Source organism: Kitasatospora sp. NBC_01250 (genome assembly GCF_036226465.1).
GTDB lineage: Bacteria > Actinomycetota > Actinomycetes > Streptomycetales > Streptomycetaceae > Kitasatospora.
Genome location: NZ_CP108476.1, coordinates 8,102,953 through 8,118,211, shown reverse-complemented (window position 1 = coordinate 8,118,211; position 15,259 = coordinate 8,102,953). Strand labels below are relative to the sequence as shown.

Sequence of the window (15,259 nt, the reverse complement as noted above, 5' to 3'; positions counted from 1 at the left end):
CCGGCGAGCAGGGCGTTCACGGACCGGAAAGGGTGCACGACCAGGCACGACGACAGCCCGGGCCGGCCCTGCAGGCGGCGACAAGCCCTCGAAGAGCCAGGGCACGCAGACACACAGCACAGAGGGTGATAGCAAGTGCAGTTCGGAATATTCAGCGTCGGGGACGTGACCACGGACCCCACAACCGGGCGGATGCCGACCGAGCACGAGCGGATCAAGGCCATCGTCGCCATCGCGCTCAAAGCCGAGGAGGTGGGCCTGGACGTCTTCGCAACCGGCGAGCACCACAACCCACCGTTCGTCCCGTCCTCGCCGACCACCATGCTCGGCTACATCGCGGCCCGCACCGAGCGCCTGGTCCTCTCGACCTCGACCACGCTGATCACCACCAACGACCCGGTGAAGATCGCCGAGGACTTCGCGATGCTCCAGCACCTGGCCGACGGCCGGGTCGACCTGATGCTCGGCCGGGGCAACACCGGGCCGGTGTACCCGTGGTTCGGTCAGGACATCCGCCAGGGCATCCCGCTCGCCATCGAGAATTATGCGCTGCTGCACGAGCTCTGGCGCGAGGGGACGGTGGACTGGTCGGGCCGCTTCCGCAGCCCGCTGCAGTCCTTCACCGCCACCCCGCGCCCGCTGGACGACACGCCGCCGTTCGTCTGGCACGGCTCGATCCGCAGCCCCGAAATCGCCGAGCAGGCCGCCTTCTACGGAGACGGCTTCTTCGCCAACCACATCTTCTGGCCCAAGGAACACTTCCAGAAGCTGATCAACCTCTACCGCGAGCGCTACGCCCACTACGGCCACGGCACCCCCGAGCAGGCGATCGTCGGCCTCGGCGGGCAGGTGTTCATGCGCCGCAACTCCCAGGACGCCGTGCGGGAGTTCAGGCCGTACTTCGACAACGCGCCGGTGTACGGGCACGGGCCCTCGCTGGAGGAGTTCACCGAGCAGACCCCGCTGACCGTGGGCAGCCCGCAGGAGGTCATCGAGAAGACGCTGACCTTCCGGGAGACCTTCGGCGACTACCAGCGACAGCTCTTCCTGATGGACCACGCCGGCCTGCCGCTGAAGACCGTCCTGGAGCAGCTCGACCTGCTGGGCGAGGAGGTCGTCCCGGTGCTGCGCAAGGAGTTCGCCGCGGGCCGGCCCGCCACCGTCCCCGACGGTCCCACCCACGCCGCCCGGGTCACCGCGGCGGGCACCGAGACCCTGGAGGCCGCCAAGTGAGCGACAGCGCCCTGCGTCTCGTCGTGGTCGCAGCGGGGCTCTCCGTCCCGTCGTCCACCAGGCTGCTGGCCGATCGGGCCACCGACGCCACCGTTCGGCAACTGCGCCACAGCGGACGGGAGGTGGATCTGCGGATCATCGAACTGCGGGACCTGGCCAGGGAGATCGCCGACAACCTGGTCACCGGCTTCCCCGCGGCCGAGCTGCGCGAGGCGGTCGAGGCGGTCACCGCAGCGGACGGACTGATCACCGTGACGCCGATCTTCAGTGCCTCGTACAGCGGGCTGTTCAAGTCCTTCATGGACGTGATCGACAAGGACGCGCTCACCGGCTGCCCGGTGCTCATCGCCGCCACCGGCGGGACGGCCCGGCACTCCTTGGCCCTGGAGCACGCCATGCGGCCGCTCTTCGCCCATCTGCGGGCCGTGGTGGCGCCCACCGCCGTCTTCGCGGCCACCGAGGACTGGGGCTCGACCGGGGACGCGAGCGGCGGCCTGGCCATCCGGATCGCCCGTGCGGCAGGCGAGTTGGCCGATCTCATGACCAGTCGGCCCGTGCCCGAGCGCGCCGCGGCCGACACGGTCGTCCCGTTCGAGGAGCAACTGGCGGCGCTCGGTATCGGCCGCCGGTGAGCGTGCCGGCGCTTCCTTGAGCAGCCGGCTCGTCGATGGACACCTGACGCGGGCGGCGGGCCGATCAGCCGGAACGACAGCCGGGCCGCCATCGTGCAGCTCGCGACCGTGGGCAACCCCGACGCGGGCGACCGCCAGAACACCGCGCGGTCACCGAGCCTGATGATCCAGATGCTCTCCGAGGCCGCCCCCACAGCAACTGCCGCCGGCCCCACCGCATCAGCGGTGGGGCCGGCGGCGCGAACGCACCGTGGATGAACACGAAGGTGGGCTCAGGATGCTCGCGCCCCCAGCCGGCCTGTTCGGCTTGTGCCAGCGCCCCGCTGCCGTCGGCCCGAGGACCGACGGCAGCGGGGCGCAGCGGGTGGCGGCCCGGTCAGGCGGTGTGCAGCGCGTCGCGCAGGGTCTGGATCGCCAGGGTGATCGCGGCCTGGGCCGCATGCGTCTCGCGCAGGGCGTTGAGCATCACGAAGTCGTGGATGACGCCCTGGTAGCGGACGGCGGTGACGGGGACGCCGGCCGCACGCAGCTTGCTCGCGTACGCCTCGCCCTCGTCGCGCAGCACGTCGGCCTCACCGGTGACGACCAGGGCGGCGGGCAGGCCGGCGAGCTGCTCGGCGGTGGCGCGCAGCGGGGAGGCGGTGATCTCCGCACGCTGGGCCGGGTCGGTCGTGTACTGGTCCCAGAACCACTGCATGCCGTCGCGGCGCAGGAAGTAGCCCGTCGCGAACTGGTGGTAGGAGTCGGTGTCGAACGAGGCGTCGGTGACCGGGTAGAAGAGCACCTGCTGGACGAGCGCGACATCGCCGCGCTCCTTGGCCATCAGCGTCAGCGCGGCGCTCATGTTGCCGCCGACCGAGTCGCCCGCGACGGCCAGCCGCGTACCGTCCAGCGCCTTGGTGGCGCCCTCCCGCACGATCCACTGGGCGACGGCGTAGTTCTGCTCGATGGCGACCGGGTAGCGGGCCTCGGGCGACAGGGCGTACTCGGGGAAGACCACCGCCACGCCCGCCCCGACCGCCAGCTCCCGCACCAGGCGGTCGTGGGTGTGTGCGTTGCCGAACACCCAGCCCGCCCCGTGGATGTAGAGGGTCACCGGCAGGGTCGCGGTGGAGCCCGCCGGGCGCACGATCCGGGCCCGGACGCTGCCGGTCGGTCCGCCCGGGACGGTGATCCACTCCTCGTCGACCGCCGGCAGCTCGACCTCGCCCGACTGGACCTCGTCGACCGCCTTGCGGCCCTCCGCGGGGAGCAGGTCGAACAGGTACGGGGGCTCGGCGGTGGCCTGCGCGAACGCTGCTGCCGCCGTCTCCAGTACGGGCCGGACCGGCTGGAAGTCATGCGTCATGTCGTCTCCTCAAGAGTGCGCGTGGTCTGGCCCCGGCGGGGCCGGCCGATGTCCCCAGGCCGACCCCGGCGTTCCGAGGCACGAGCGTCACCGTAGGACCGCTCGCCGGAGACGCGTTGCCCGACGACGCCTCTCCTCTGCTCTCTGCGCGCACTCACGGCCCCGCTCGCAACGGCGCGGGCGTCCTCGCTCCGGCCGGCGCGTACCGCCGCCGCGGCGAGGTCGGCGATGTCCACCCCTGCCCGACGTTGTCCAACGCTGTTCCACGCACGGGACCGGTCATCTGACAGAAGCGCGATCAGCCGGGCCGAGCTCAAGATAGTCCCAGGTCAGCAGGGGTGAATCCAGGCCGGCCGATGACCGGCCGTGCCCCCGCTCCGATGCGGGCACGGCAGCACGTTCGAGAACAGACCTCGCCGCGGGCGAAGGGAACCCTTGTGTCGACCACACTGTCCACCGAATCGCTCTCCCCTGCCGAACGTGCCGAGTGCTGGCACGAGGCCGTCTCCCATGCCTTCATACCGCTTCAGGTCGGCTTCCTGGAGGAGAGCCCCTCCGCCGGAGTCATCAGCAGTGACCAGTTGGGAGCCGTGCAGATCTCCAGGGTGGAAGCCGGACCGCAGGTGGTCACCCGCACCAGGCGCGCGATCGCGGCCGACGGCGAGGGATGGATCACGCTCGCGATGCAGCACCGGGGCTGCGCATGGCTCACCCAGGACGGGCGGGAGGTCGTCTTCGGCCCGGGCGAGTTCGCGATCTCCGACTCCGGTCGCCCCTTCGCCAAGGAACTGCCCACCGCGTTCGACTTCACGGCGTTCCACCTGCCGCGGAGTGCCCTGCACGTGCGCGACGAGGATCTCAGGACGGCCACCGCCACCGTGTTCGAGCCCGACTCCGGATCAGTCGGACTCGTCAGCACCTACCTGCGGAAGCTGGCCTCGGGAGCCGCGGACCTCGACCCCGGCACGGGCCGAAGGCTCGCCGACACGGCCATCGATCTGCTCGCCCTGGTCATCCAGGAGCACAGCGGCACCCTGAACCCGGCGGCGCCGCAGACCGCGCCGGCCATGCTCGCGCGGATCAAGGACTACGCGATGTGCCACCTCGGCGACTCGTCGCTCTCCCCCGAGCAGCTCGCCACCGCGCACCACGTCTCCGTCCGGTACCTCCACAAGCTCTTCCAGGGCGAGGAGACCACGGTGGCCCGCTGGATCCAGCGCCGCCGACTGGAGATGTGTGCGCACGACCTGTCCCGGCGTGCCTTCGCCGTGCCGACCGTGTCATCCGTGGCCCGCCGCTGGGGATTCGTCAGTCCGACCCACTTCAGCCGCGTCTTCCGCGCCGCCTACGGCGTCACTCCCCGCGAATGGCGCGCCCGCGCGGGCGGCAACGAGGTCCCGGCCACGCCGGCTCGGTGACGGCGCGCGCCCTGGCCGGGCGCGCACGGGCAACGGTCAGTGCGCTCGGGAACAAACCCGTACTCCGCGCGCCCATAGCTTGGGTCGAGCCAGTGGACCGCGAAGACCCCAGGGAGTACCCATGAGCCGTTCCGACCACGCCGACCACCCCAGCGTCAGCGCCAGCAGCCAGCCACTGCTGCATCAACACGGAAAGGAGATACAGGAGTTCGGAACCGTCAACCAGGTTCCCCTCGGCCTCTCCCACGATGCGCGGCTCTACTCCTGCCAGCGCCTCAACCAGGTCCTCGCGGACACCCGGATCCTCTACACGCTCTACAAGAAGCACCACTGGCTGATGCGCGGGGCGACCTTCTACCAGCTGCACCTCATGCTGGACAAGCACGCGGACGAGCTCCTGGCGCTGGTCGACGTCCTCGCCGAGCGGGTCCAGGCCCTTGGCGGAGTCGCCGTCGGCGACCCGCGGCACGTCGCGGAGATCACCTCGATCCCGCGTCCGCCGGACGGCGTCGAGGAGGTGCCGGCGATGCTGTCGCGCCTCCTGTCCGCGCACGAGGCGATCCTCATCGCCGCCCGCGACGCCGCGTCCCGGGCGGCGGCCCTCGGCGACGACGGCACCAACGACCTGCTGGTCTCCCAGGTCGTGCGGACCGGCGAGGCGCAGGTGTGGTTCCTGGCCGAGCACCTGGTGGACACCCCGCTGGTGCGGCTGTGACCCACCTGCGCCACCCGCACCCCGTCCGCCGGCACTGACAGGAGTCGCCATGGCATCGCCCGCGACGGTGGAGCTGTCCCGCTGGCAGTTCGCCATCACCGCCGTCTTCCACATGACCTTTCCCGCCCTGACCGTCGGGCTGTCGATCCTGCTCGCCGTCGTGTACACGGCCTACCTGCGCACCCGCAATCCGCTCTACCTGCAGATGTTCCGCTTCTGGCGGAAGATCTTCGCGGTCGGGTTCGGCCTCGGCGTGGTCGCCGGAACAGTGATGACCTTCGAGTTCGGCCTGAACTGGGGCAGTTACGCGCACGCGGTGGGCCCCATCCTCGGTGTCACCATCGGCATGGAGGTGATCACCGCCTTCTTCCTGGAGGCCGGCTTCATCGGCATCATGCTCTACGGCGAGGGACGGGTGCGGCCCCGCACCATGGCCTTCGCCTCGTGGATGGTCGCCTTCGGCACCCTGCTCTCCACCACCTGGATCCTCTCCGCCAACAGCTGGATGCAGGACCCGGCCGGCTACACCGAGGTCGCGGGCCAGTTCCAGGCCCGCGACTGGTGGCAGGTGCTGTTCAACCCGGCGTTCTCCTACCGGTTCCCGCACATGCTGCTGGCGGTGCTGATCAGCGCCGCCTGGTTCGTCGGCGCCATCGCCGCCTGGTACCTGGTCAGGCAGCGCTCGCTCCCGTTCGCCCGCCGCACGCTCTCCCTCGCACTCGGGGTCCTGGCCGTCCTGATGCCCGTTCAGCTGTACGCGGGGGACGAGACGGCGGGGTTCATGGGGCAGCACCAGCCCGCCAAGCTGGAGGCGTTCGAGGGCAACTGGAAGACGGACAACAACGGCTACAACCTGGTCGTCGTCCCCGATCCCGGCAAGGGCAAGGACAACCTGCGCATCGAGATCCCGCACCTGGGCGCGGTGATCGGCAAGGACCTGACCGGCCAGGCGCACGTGCCCGGCCTGCTCCGAACCCCGCCGGACCAGCGTCCGAACATGTGGAGCGCCTTCTACGGTTTCCGGGCGATGTACTTCACCGCGCTCACGATGTTCGCGATGGCCTTCGCCGGACTGGTCCTTCGCCTGCGCGGGCGGCTGTTCACCGCCCGGCGCTTCCACCGGCTGATGGTGTGGATGGCCCCCGCCGGCCTGGTCGCGATCACCGGGGGCTGGATCACCGCGGAGACCGGACGCCAGCCCTGGGTGGTCTACGGCCGGATCCGCACCTCCGACGCCGTCTCCCACCTGTCCACGGCCGAGGCCGCACTGAGCCTGGCCGGCTTCGTCACGGTCTACGCCGTGCTGGTGGCGGTCTGGGTCCGCTACATCGTCCGAACCGTCAAGGCAGGGCCGGAGGCCATCCATGGCTGACTACGCTTCCTACACGCTGATCCTGTTCGCACTCGGCGCGTACCTCGTGCTGGACGGCTACGACCTCGGGATCGGGATCCTCGGCCTCTTCGACCGCAGCGACCAGCGGCGCAAGGAGTACACCGAGCTGGTCGCGACGGCCTGGGACGCCAACGAGAGCTGGATCATCCTCGCCGGGGTGACCCTCTGGGCGGCGCTGCCCGGCGTCTACGCCACCGTGCTCCCCGGGGTCTACCTCCCGCTGGTCGTGATGCTGCTGGCCTTCGTGCTGCGCGGGCTGGGACTGGAGATGCAGAGCTCCGCACCGGACTACCGACCCGGTTGGGGGCGGCTGTTCGGCGTCTCCTCGCTGGTGGTGACGCTCTGCCAGGGCCTGGTGGTCGGCACCGTCCTCAGCGGCCTGCCGCAGCACGGGGGCGTCTTCGACGGCAGCGCGCTGCGCTGGCTCACTCCCTACAGCGTGCTGTGCGCGCTCGGGGTGACCGCGCTCTACCTGCTGGCCGGCGCCGCCTGGCTGCAGGCCAAGACGCGGGGCGACGCACGCCGTCGGGCCGCGCGGCTCGGGCGCCCGCTGCTCGCCGTGACGGTCGTGGCCGCCCTGGTGCTGGGCCTGGGCCTGGAGGTGGCCGACCCGCAGCACTTCCGCTTCGACCAGCCGCTGCGCGCCGTCCTGTTCGGCCTCGCGGTGACCGTCGCCGCCGTCTGCGGCGTGGTCTCCTGGTACGGCTTCGGCCGAACGCCCGACGCCCGCCCGTTCGTCGCCGTGGTCTGCGCCCAGGTGGCCGGACTGCTGGCGCTGGTGACGGCGACCGCCCCGGTCGTCGTGCCGCCCGGCTTGAGCGTGCACGCGGCCGCCAGCCCCTTCGGGTCGCAGGTGTTCCTGCTGATCGGCGTCGGCTGCTGCATGCCCGTCGTGCTCGCCTACAACGTCTACGCCTGGTGGGTGTTCCGCGGGAAGTACCGGCCACCGACACCGACCGCACTTGCGCTCCCCGCCGAACCGGAGCGGCCGGCGGAGAACGTCGTCGACACCGGCACCGATCCGACAGGCGCTGATGTCGCCCCGGACGGAGTCGTCGGGACCGTGGTCCGTCGGATCGGTTCCACCGTGCTCGGCCTCGGGGTGGGCGCGGTCGCGCAGGACGTGTTCGGCGGTCATGGCGAATGGATCGCCCCCCTCGCGCTCATCCTCTTCGCCGCCGTCGCGCTCACCGCCTGGCTGGTCGGTGACCGGCGGGCCGCCGCCGGCGAGTTCGACCTCGACCAGGCGGCGCAGCGGTGAGCGACACCGCAGCCCTGCTGGCGCGCCTGGCCGACGACGACGCACAGCAGGACCAGAAGCTGGCGCTGGAACGCCTGCACGCATGGGCGCACGCGCAGGCGCCCGCCTTCCGGCGGGCCGGAACGCTGCGCGGGCTCGCAGCCGTCGGCAGTGTCGGGTGGGCGGCCGGGCTCGGCTGGACCGCCCGGCTGGCGCTGCACGGCCAGCGGGCGACGGTCACCCCGGTGTCGGTGCTGCCGGCGGCCTGCCTGGTCGCGGCCGGGCTCGTGCTGCGGGCCTGGCTGCTCGCGGCCGGCGACCGGGCCGCGGACGAGGGGGCCGCCGCGGTCCGGGAGACACTGCGCGCCCGGCTGCTGGAGGCCGCCCTGCCCGCCTGGCGGCGGGCGGCCCCCGCGGATGAGCCGGCGGTGGCCGACACCGCCTTCGTCCAGGCGCTCGACGAGGAGGTGGACCGCCTCACCGACTGGCTGACCGGCTATGTCCCGGCGCGCCGGGCCATGCTGATCGCGAGCGGCGTCGTGCTGGCGGCGATCGCGGCGGGAAACTGGCTGGTGGCCCTGCTGCTGGTGCTGGCGACTCCGCTGCTGCCGGCCAATCTCAAGGTCATCGGCATGGGCACCCGCACCGCCGTCCAGGCACAGCTGACCGCCGCCCGGACCCTCAGCGCCCGGCTGCTGGACCAGTTGCGCGGACTGCCGACACTGGTCGGCCTGGGCGCGGACGAGCGCGCCGCCCTCGCCGTGGAGCGGGACGACCGTGAACTGGCCCACCGCACCCAGGCGGTGCTGCGCGTGGCGTTCCTCTCCACCGCCTGGGTGGAACTGCTGGTCACCGGAACCCTTGCCGTGGTCGCCACCTACTGCGGACTGGTCCTGCTCGACTACCTGCACCTGCCCGGCGTCCCCTCGTCGATGGGCCTGGGCACAGCGCTCTTCGTCCTGGTCCTCACGCCCGCCTACTTCGCGCCGGTGCGGGAACTGGCGCGCGGCTACCACGCCCGTGCCGAGGCGTCGGCCGCCGCCGAGCTCGTCAACGGCCTGCTGTCCGTGACCCCAGCAGGGCGGACGACGCCAAGACCCGCCGACGCTCCGCGCAGCGTGCACCTGTGCGCGGTCGGCGTCGCCTTCCCCGATCGCGACCGGCCCGCCCTCCACGACGTCACCCTGACCGTGCGCCCGGGGCAGGTGCTCGCCCTCACCGGCGCCAGCGGAGCGGGGAAGTCCACCTTGCTGGCGGTCGCCGCCGGGCTGCTCGCACCCGACTCCGGATCGAGCACGCACGAGAGCGGCGGTGCGCGGCAGCCCGCCGACCCCCGGGCGGTGTCCTGGATCGGCCAGCCCTGCCACCTCCTGCCGGGCACCGTGCGGGAGAACCTGCTGCTGGCCCGCCCGGACGCGGACGACCCGGCGCTCGACGCGGCCTTCGCGACGCTCGGCTTCGCGGGCCTGCGGGCGGCGCTGCCGCACGGCCTGGACACCGTCATCGGCGAACGCGGCAGTGGGCTCTCCTCGGGCCAGATCCAGCAACTGGTCTTCGTCCGCGCCCTGTTGCGGGACGCACCCGTGCTCTGCCTGGACGAGCCGACCGCCCACCTGGACCCCGACGCTGAGGAACGCGTCATGGCCGCCGTGCGCACCCTGGCCCGGGACAGGACCGTCCTGCTCGCCACCCACAGTCCCGAACTCCTCAAGATCGCTGACGCCGTGGTCGACATCGACCGGGGCCGCGTCCTCGGAGCGACGTCATGCGGGGTGGCTTCATGAGGGCCCTCACCCTGCTGTGGACCTCGGCCGACCGCCGCGCCCGGCGCGACCTGCTGCTCGGCGCACTGCTCGCCGTCGGCGCCGAGGTGGCCGCCGCCGGCCTGCTCGGTGTGTCCGGCTGGTTCCTCACCTCCTGTGCCCTGGTCACGCTTCGCGCGAACACCACCTGGTCCTGGATGTACCCCTCGGGGACCGTACGGGTCTTGGCCCTCGGCCGCACCGGCCTGCGCTACACCGAACGGCTCACCAGCCACCGTGCCCTGCTCGGCGCGACCGTCGCGCTCAGGGCCCGGATGGTGCGCACCGCCGGCGCGCTCCCGTCGCGGCAGTTGCGGGAGCGGCGCGACGGCGCGCTGCTGGCCGAGCTCACCGACGACGTCGCCGCCGTGGGCGCGGCACCCGCCCGGACCGCCGCGCCGCTGACCGGTGTCGGGGCGACCGCCGTGGTCGTGGTGGCGCTGATCTGCGTGGCGAACCCGACGGCCGGGGCCGTGGAGGCACTGCTGCTCGCGCTGGCCCTGGCCGTCGCCGTGCACATGAACGCCCGGGCCGGCGCCCACCGCGCCGAGGCCACCGCCGAGCGGGCCGCCGCCCGGTCCACCCTGCTCAGCGCCCGGTCCGCGCTCCCCGAACTGCGTTGCCTGGACGCCGTGGAGCACGCCCGCGACCAGGTCGCCCAGCGGGTGGAGCGGGCCCGGCGAGCTGACGCCGCGTCACTGGCGGCCCTGCGCAACAGCCGTCTCCTGCTGCGTCTGCTCGCCGTGCTCGGACAGGTCGCGGTCCTGCTGCTCGCCCTCTCCAGCCGCTCGACGATGCAGCCGGTCGCCGACGCCATCGGCGAGGCGCTGCTGGTCGCCGCCGGCTACGAACTGGTCGAGACCCTGCCGCAGCTGCTGCGCGACCGCGGCTCGGCCGCACATGCCGCCGTACGGCTGACCGACGTGCTCGCCCGCGCCCGCGCCCTTCCTTCCGGGCCGGCCCTCCTCTCCCCCACCGACCCGCCACTGGTCGTGCGCGATCTCCCGGCGGGCCTCGGAGCTGCCCGGACCCGCTGGTCGAGCACCCTCACCGCCGGCAGCGCCACCCTGGTCACCGGGCCGAACGGAAGCGGCAAGAGCACCCTGCTCAACATCCTCGCGGGACGGATCGACAGCCGGCCGCCCGGTGTCGTCCTCCTCGGTGGCTCCGCGCTGCCCACACTCTCCGCGGCGTCGGTGGCCACCATGGCCACCCTCGTCGAGGCCGAGGACTGGCTCGCGGACAGCACCATCGCCGACAACCTGCGCCAAGCCGCCCCCGACGCCGACGACGAGGCGCTGCACGCCGCGCTCACCGCCGCGGCGCTGGCCGACCTCGACCTCGACACACCCACCGGCCCCTTGGGCGGCAAGCTCTCGCAGGGACAGCGGCGCCGCCTCTCCATCGCCCGCGCCGTACTGCGCGACCCCGCCGTGCTCCTCCTCGACGAGCCCACCGCCGGGCTCGACCGGCCCACAGCCGTGCGGCTGCTGGGCGAGATCCGGGCGGCGCTGCCCCGCTGCGCGCTCGTCATCGCGCTGCCGGACCAGCACCACGACCTGGTGCCCTTCCCCGTGGAGAACACGCTGCACCTGGGCCGTCCGGTCGTCCGCGCTGCCACGTCCGTCTGACCGCCTCCCCCGCACCCAGTGATCCGCCGACACGGAACAGAGGAACCATGCAGAACCCAACGGGCCCGGCGCACGGGCCGAACCTGCCGGCAGCGGCCGAGTACGACGTCATCGTGATCGGTGCCGGTCCCACCGGTGAGAACGTCGCCGACCGCGTGGTCAAGGCCGGTCTGAGCGCAGTGGTCGTCGAGAGCGAGCGGGTGGGCGGTGAGTGCTCGTACTTCGCCTGCATTCCGAGCAAGGCCCTGCTGCGCCCGGCCGCGGCGCTGGCGGAGGCTCGCGCGGTGGCCGGTGCGCGCGAGGCGGTGACCGGACTGCTGGACGTCCCGGCCGTCCTGGCCCGGCGGGAGGCGTTCGTCTCCGACCTGCGCGACGACGGCCAGGTGGCCTGGTTGAAGTCGGCCGGCATCGACCTGGTGCGTGGCTGGGGTCGGCTGGTGGGAGAGCGGCGAGTGGAGGTGGACGGCGACGACGGAGCCACGGTGCTGGCGGCCCGTCACGCCGTGGTGCTGTGCACCGGGTCGAGCGCTGTCATGCCGACCGTGCCGGGCCTGGCCGGCATCGGAGCCTGGACCAGCCGGGAGGCGACCACGGCGGGCGCCGCTCCGGCCCGGCTCACGGTCCTCGGGGGCGGCGTGGTGGGGTGCGAAATGGCCGCCGCTTGGAGCGCGTTGGGTTCCCAGGTGACCATGCTGGTGCGCGGCGAGGGGCTGCTGCCCTCCTGGGAGCCGTTCGCCGCAGCGCAGGTCGCCGACGGGCTGCGCCGCGACGGCGTCGGGATACGCACCGGGGTCGAGGTCGAGCGCGTGGTACGGGAGAACTCGACCGGCGTGGTCATGGCCTACCTGGCCGACGGCTCCACGGTGGAGTCCGCGGAGCTCCTCGTCGCGACCGGCCGCAGTCCGCGCACCGCCGGGCTCGGCCTGGAGACGGCCGGTCTGGAGCCCGGCGGCCGGCTGCCCGTGGACGACAGCTGCCGGGTCACCACGGTCCCCGACGGCTGGCTCTACGCGGCCGGCGACGTCAACCAGCGCTCGCCGCTGACCCATATGGGCAAGTACCAGGCACGGGCCTGCGCGGCCGCGATCGTCGCCCGCGCCGACGGCCACCCGGCGCGACCCGTCCCCTGGGCCCCCTGGTCGGCAACCGCCGACCACCACGCCGTACCGCAGGTGATCTTCACCCGTCCGGAGGCCGCTGCCGTCGGCCTGACCGAGGAGCAGGCCCGCCGGGCCGGCCTCCCGGTCCGGGCGGTGGAGTACCCGATCGGCGACGTCGCCGGAGCCTCGCTCTTCGCCGACGGCTACCAGGGGCACGCCAAACTGGTCGTGGACGAGCAGCGCTCCGTCGTGGTCGGCTGCACCCTGGTCGGCCCGGGGGTCGGCGAACTGATCCACGCGGCGACCGTCGCCGTCGTGGGCGAAGTCCCGCTGGAGCGCCTGTGGCACGCCGTCCCGGCGTTCCCCGCCATGAGTGAGATCTGGCTCCGCCTGCTGGAGCAGTACGGGCTCTGACGCCCCCGGGTCAGGTGCTGCCGGCGACGGTCACTCAGAAGTCACCGAGGGCCTCCTAGACTCCCCTTTTCGGGGAAGAACTAGGAGGTCACCGTGGGTGCAGCCGTCGGCCAGGACAGCGTGTCGGACGCCATCACCGCGGTCCTGGCAGTGGAGTCGAGCCCGCCGCCCATCGGCGACGCGCAAGCCGACACCCTGCTGCACGACGCGGGCGTCCGCAGCGCCGCCCTGCGCCTGCGGATCATCCGCGACGCGGCCGGCAGTCCGCTCGCCCTGCGGGAACTCGCGATCTCCTGGCGCACAGCGGAGTTCCCCGGCAGCGATCTGCTGCTCCGCTGCCCACCGCTGACGGAACGCCTGGTCCGCTCGGTCGCGCCGGGTCTGGAGCACCTGCCGGCGGACACCGGCACTGTCGTGCTGCTCGCCGCGGTGCACCTGGGCGAGTGCGTCGGCGACGTTCTCGCGTCGGCGGCCCTCCTGACCGGCCGCCAGATCACCGTGGACGCCTTGGAGCCGGCCCTCACCCACGGCCTGCTCACACTCGACCAGGGACGGATCCGCTTCCGCTCCGTCCTGGTACGCGCCGCCGTCCAGCAGTACGCGAGCGAGCCCGAGCTGCTCGCCGCGCATGCCGCACTCGCGCGCGCCATCGAGGATCCGTACCGCTCGATCTGGCACGCCGCGCAGGGAGCGGTCCACCGGGACGAGCAGGTGGCCGACCGGCTGGAGTCCTCGGCCAGCGAGGCGGAGCGCCGCCGCGACCCCGTCGAGGCGCTGCGCCGGTGGGAGAGTGCGGCCCACCTGACGCCGGCCGCCGGCGAGCGGGCCCGCCGCCTGGTGCGGGCCGGCCGCGGGGCGTTCGAGCTCGGCCGTCCCGATCTCGCCGAGCACCTCCTCGACCAGGCCGAACAGCTGGGCCTCGACGAGGAGCAGCAGGCCCTCAGCGCCATCGCATGGTGCCGGTTCACCGCCCGGCCCGAGCGCGGCTCCCCGTCCGTCACCGAGCGCTGCCTGCTGTCCTCGCGCCTGGCCCGGGCCGGCCGTCGCTCGGCCGCGCTGGACATCCTGGTGGGCGCGGCCGAGGCGGCGACCTGGACCGACCCCGACCCGCAGGCCCGCGCGGCGCTGGCCGACTGCCTCACCGAACTGGCCGACGCGCGCAGCGATCCGCGCTGGGTGCTCGTCCAGGCGACGGTGTCGCCGCAGGCGGCGCAACCGGTGATCGCCCGCACGGACGCCACCGAGGCCGAGGAGCTCTGGCTGCTCGGCACCGCCGCTCTGGCCGTCGGCGAACCGGGCCGAGCGGGCGACCTGCTGGCACGCGCCGCCCGACTGCTACGGTCCGACGGCCGGGTCGGCCTGCTCGCCCAGGTACAGGCCCTGCACGCGCAGGCCGGGGTGCTCGTCGGGGACTGGGACCTCGCCCAGGCGGCGAACGAGGAGGCGCTCGGCCTGGCGGACGCCGGCGGCCAGGAGTTGTGGTCCATCCGGGCCCGGGCCACCCGCGCGCTGCTCCGCGCGTTCCGCGGCGACCTGGCCGGCTCGGCCGCGGACATCGCCTCGGTGGAGCGGAACGCCGCCGGCCGTCGAAGCGGCCCGGTGCATGCCGCGCTGCGCCTGGCCCGCAGCGTGGCACTGTTCTGCTCGGACGACCCGAGCGCCGCCTACCAGACCCTGCGCCCGCTCTTCGCGCCCGGCGCGCTGCCCCACCACCGCGGGGCCCAGGTCCGCACCCTCACCCTCCTGGCCGAAACGGCGCTGCGCGCCGGCGAGGTCGAGGACGCGAGGCAGCTGATCGCGGGATTCGGCGACGGCGACTGGCTCCCACTGCTGACCGCCGTCAACCTCGCCCACGCCAGGGCGCTGCTGGCGGACGGCCCCGACGCCGAGCAGCACTTCGCCCAGGCCCTGGCCCTCACTCCGCGGCAGTGGCCGTGGCCGCGCGCCCGGACAGAGCTGGCGTACGGCATGTGGCTGCGCCGCGACCGCCGCCCGGGCCTGGCGCGGGTGCCGCTGCGGGAGGCGCTGCACACCTTCGAGCTGCTCGGGGCCACGGCCTGGGCGGAGATCACCAACCGGGAGCTGCGGGCTGCGGGGGTCGACCGGGGCACCGCGAGCGGTCACCTGGTCGAGCAGCTGTCGGCCCAGGAACTGACGATCGCCCGGCTGGCCGCCACCGGGCTGACCAACCGTGAGATCGGCGAACGGCTGGTGCTCTCGCCACGCACCGTCGGCTGGCACCTCCACCGCGTGTTCCCCAAGCTCGAGGTCACCTCCCGGGCGCAGCTCGCCTCACTGATGGCGACCGCGGCCTGACGGGCCGCGAGCCGGCC

At 73.3% G+C, this 15,259-nt stretch carries 11 protein-coding genes; 10 read left to right on the top strand and 1 reads right to left on the bottom strand.

What is annotated here, in order from left to right:
- Window positions 1-135: 135 nt before the first annotated feature.
- Window positions 136-1,233, top strand: coding sequence for an LLM class flavin-dependent oxidoreductase (locus OG500_RS34315; protein WP_327070747.1), 1,098 nt, complete (start codon window positions 136-138; stop codon window positions 1,231-1,233).
- Window positions 1,230-1,865 (top strand): FMN reductase, encoded by a 636-nt coding sequence (locus OG500_RS34310; protein WP_329585996.1) that lies wholly within the window; start codon window positions 1,230-1,232, stop codon window positions 1,863-1,865. Before OG500_RS34315 ends, OG500_RS34310 begins: the two co-directional genes overlap by 4 nt.
- A 376-nt stretch (window positions 1,866-2,241) precedes the next feature.
- Here OG500_RS34310 and OG500_RS34305 read toward each other — a convergent pair whose 3' ends face one another.
- Window positions 2,242-3,213, bottom strand: a complete 972-nt coding sequence (locus tag OG500_RS34305) for an alpha/beta hydrolase (RefSeq protein WP_327070745.1) — start codon at window positions 3,211-3,213, stop codon at window positions 2,242-2,244.
- A 437-nt stretch (window positions 3,214-3,650) separates the two neighbouring features.
- Between OG500_RS34305 and OG500_RS34300 the strand changes: the two genes are divergently transcribed.
- The 8 genes from OG500_RS34300 to OG500_RS34265 all read left to right on the top strand — a co-directional run bounded on the left by OG500_RS34300 (window position 3,651) and on the right by OG500_RS34265 (window position 15,242).
- Entirely contained in the window at window positions 3,651-4,631 is a 981-nt protein-coding gene (locus tag OG500_RS34300) for a helix-turn-helix domain-containing protein (RefSeq protein ID WP_329585992.1), read from the top strand.
- A 121-nt stretch (window positions 4,632-4,752) separates the two neighbouring features.
- Complete coding sequence (locus tag OG500_RS34295; RefSeq protein WP_327070743.1) at window positions 4,753-5,346, top strand: Dps family protein; 594 nt, start codon at window positions 4,753-4,755, stop codon at window positions 5,344-5,346.
- A 49-nt stretch (window positions 5,347-5,395) separates the two neighbouring features.
- A complete protein-coding gene (locus OG500_RS34290) occupies window positions 5,396-6,718 on the top strand; it encodes a cytochrome ubiquinol oxidase subunit I (RefSeq protein ID WP_327070742.1) in 1,323 nt (440 codons plus the stop codon).
- Window positions 6,711-8,000: a cytochrome d ubiquinol oxidase subunit II gene (locus tag OG500_RS34285; RefSeq protein ID WP_329585989.1), complete on the top strand. Its 1,290-nt coding sequence runs from the start codon at window positions 6,711-6,713 to the stop codon at window positions 7,998-8,000. Before OG500_RS34290 ends, OG500_RS34285 begins: the two co-directional genes overlap by 8 nt.
- The gene (locus OG500_RS34280; protein ID WP_327070740.1) at window positions 7,997-9,763 is read left to right on the top strand and encodes an ATP-binding cassette domain-containing protein; all 1,767 of its coding nucleotides are present in this window, start codon (window positions 7,997-7,999) and stop codon (window positions 9,761-9,763) included. The genes OG500_RS34285 and OG500_RS34280 overlap by 4 nt, the downstream gene beginning before the upstream one ends.
- The gene (locus OG500_RS34275) at window positions 9,760-11,412 is read left to right on the top strand and encodes an ATP-binding cassette domain-containing protein (protein ID WP_329585986.1); all 1,653 of its coding nucleotides are present in this window, start codon (window positions 9,760-9,762) and stop codon (window positions 11,410-11,412) included. The genes OG500_RS34280 and OG500_RS34275 overlap by 4 nt, the downstream gene beginning before the upstream one ends.
- A 47-nt stretch (window positions 11,413-11,459) precedes the next feature.
- Window positions 11,460-12,926: a dihydrolipoyl dehydrogenase family protein gene (locus OG500_RS34270; RefSeq protein WP_329585983.1), complete on the top strand. Its 1,467-nt coding sequence runs from the start codon at window positions 11,460-11,462 to the stop codon at window positions 12,924-12,926.
- Between the two features lie 93 nt (window positions 12,927-13,019).
- Complete coding sequence (locus OG500_RS34265) at window positions 13,020-15,242, top strand: helix-turn-helix transcriptional regulator (protein ID WP_329585981.1); 2,223 nt, start codon at window positions 13,020-13,022, stop codon at window positions 15,240-15,242.
- Window positions 15,243-15,259 lie beyond the last annotated feature (17 nt).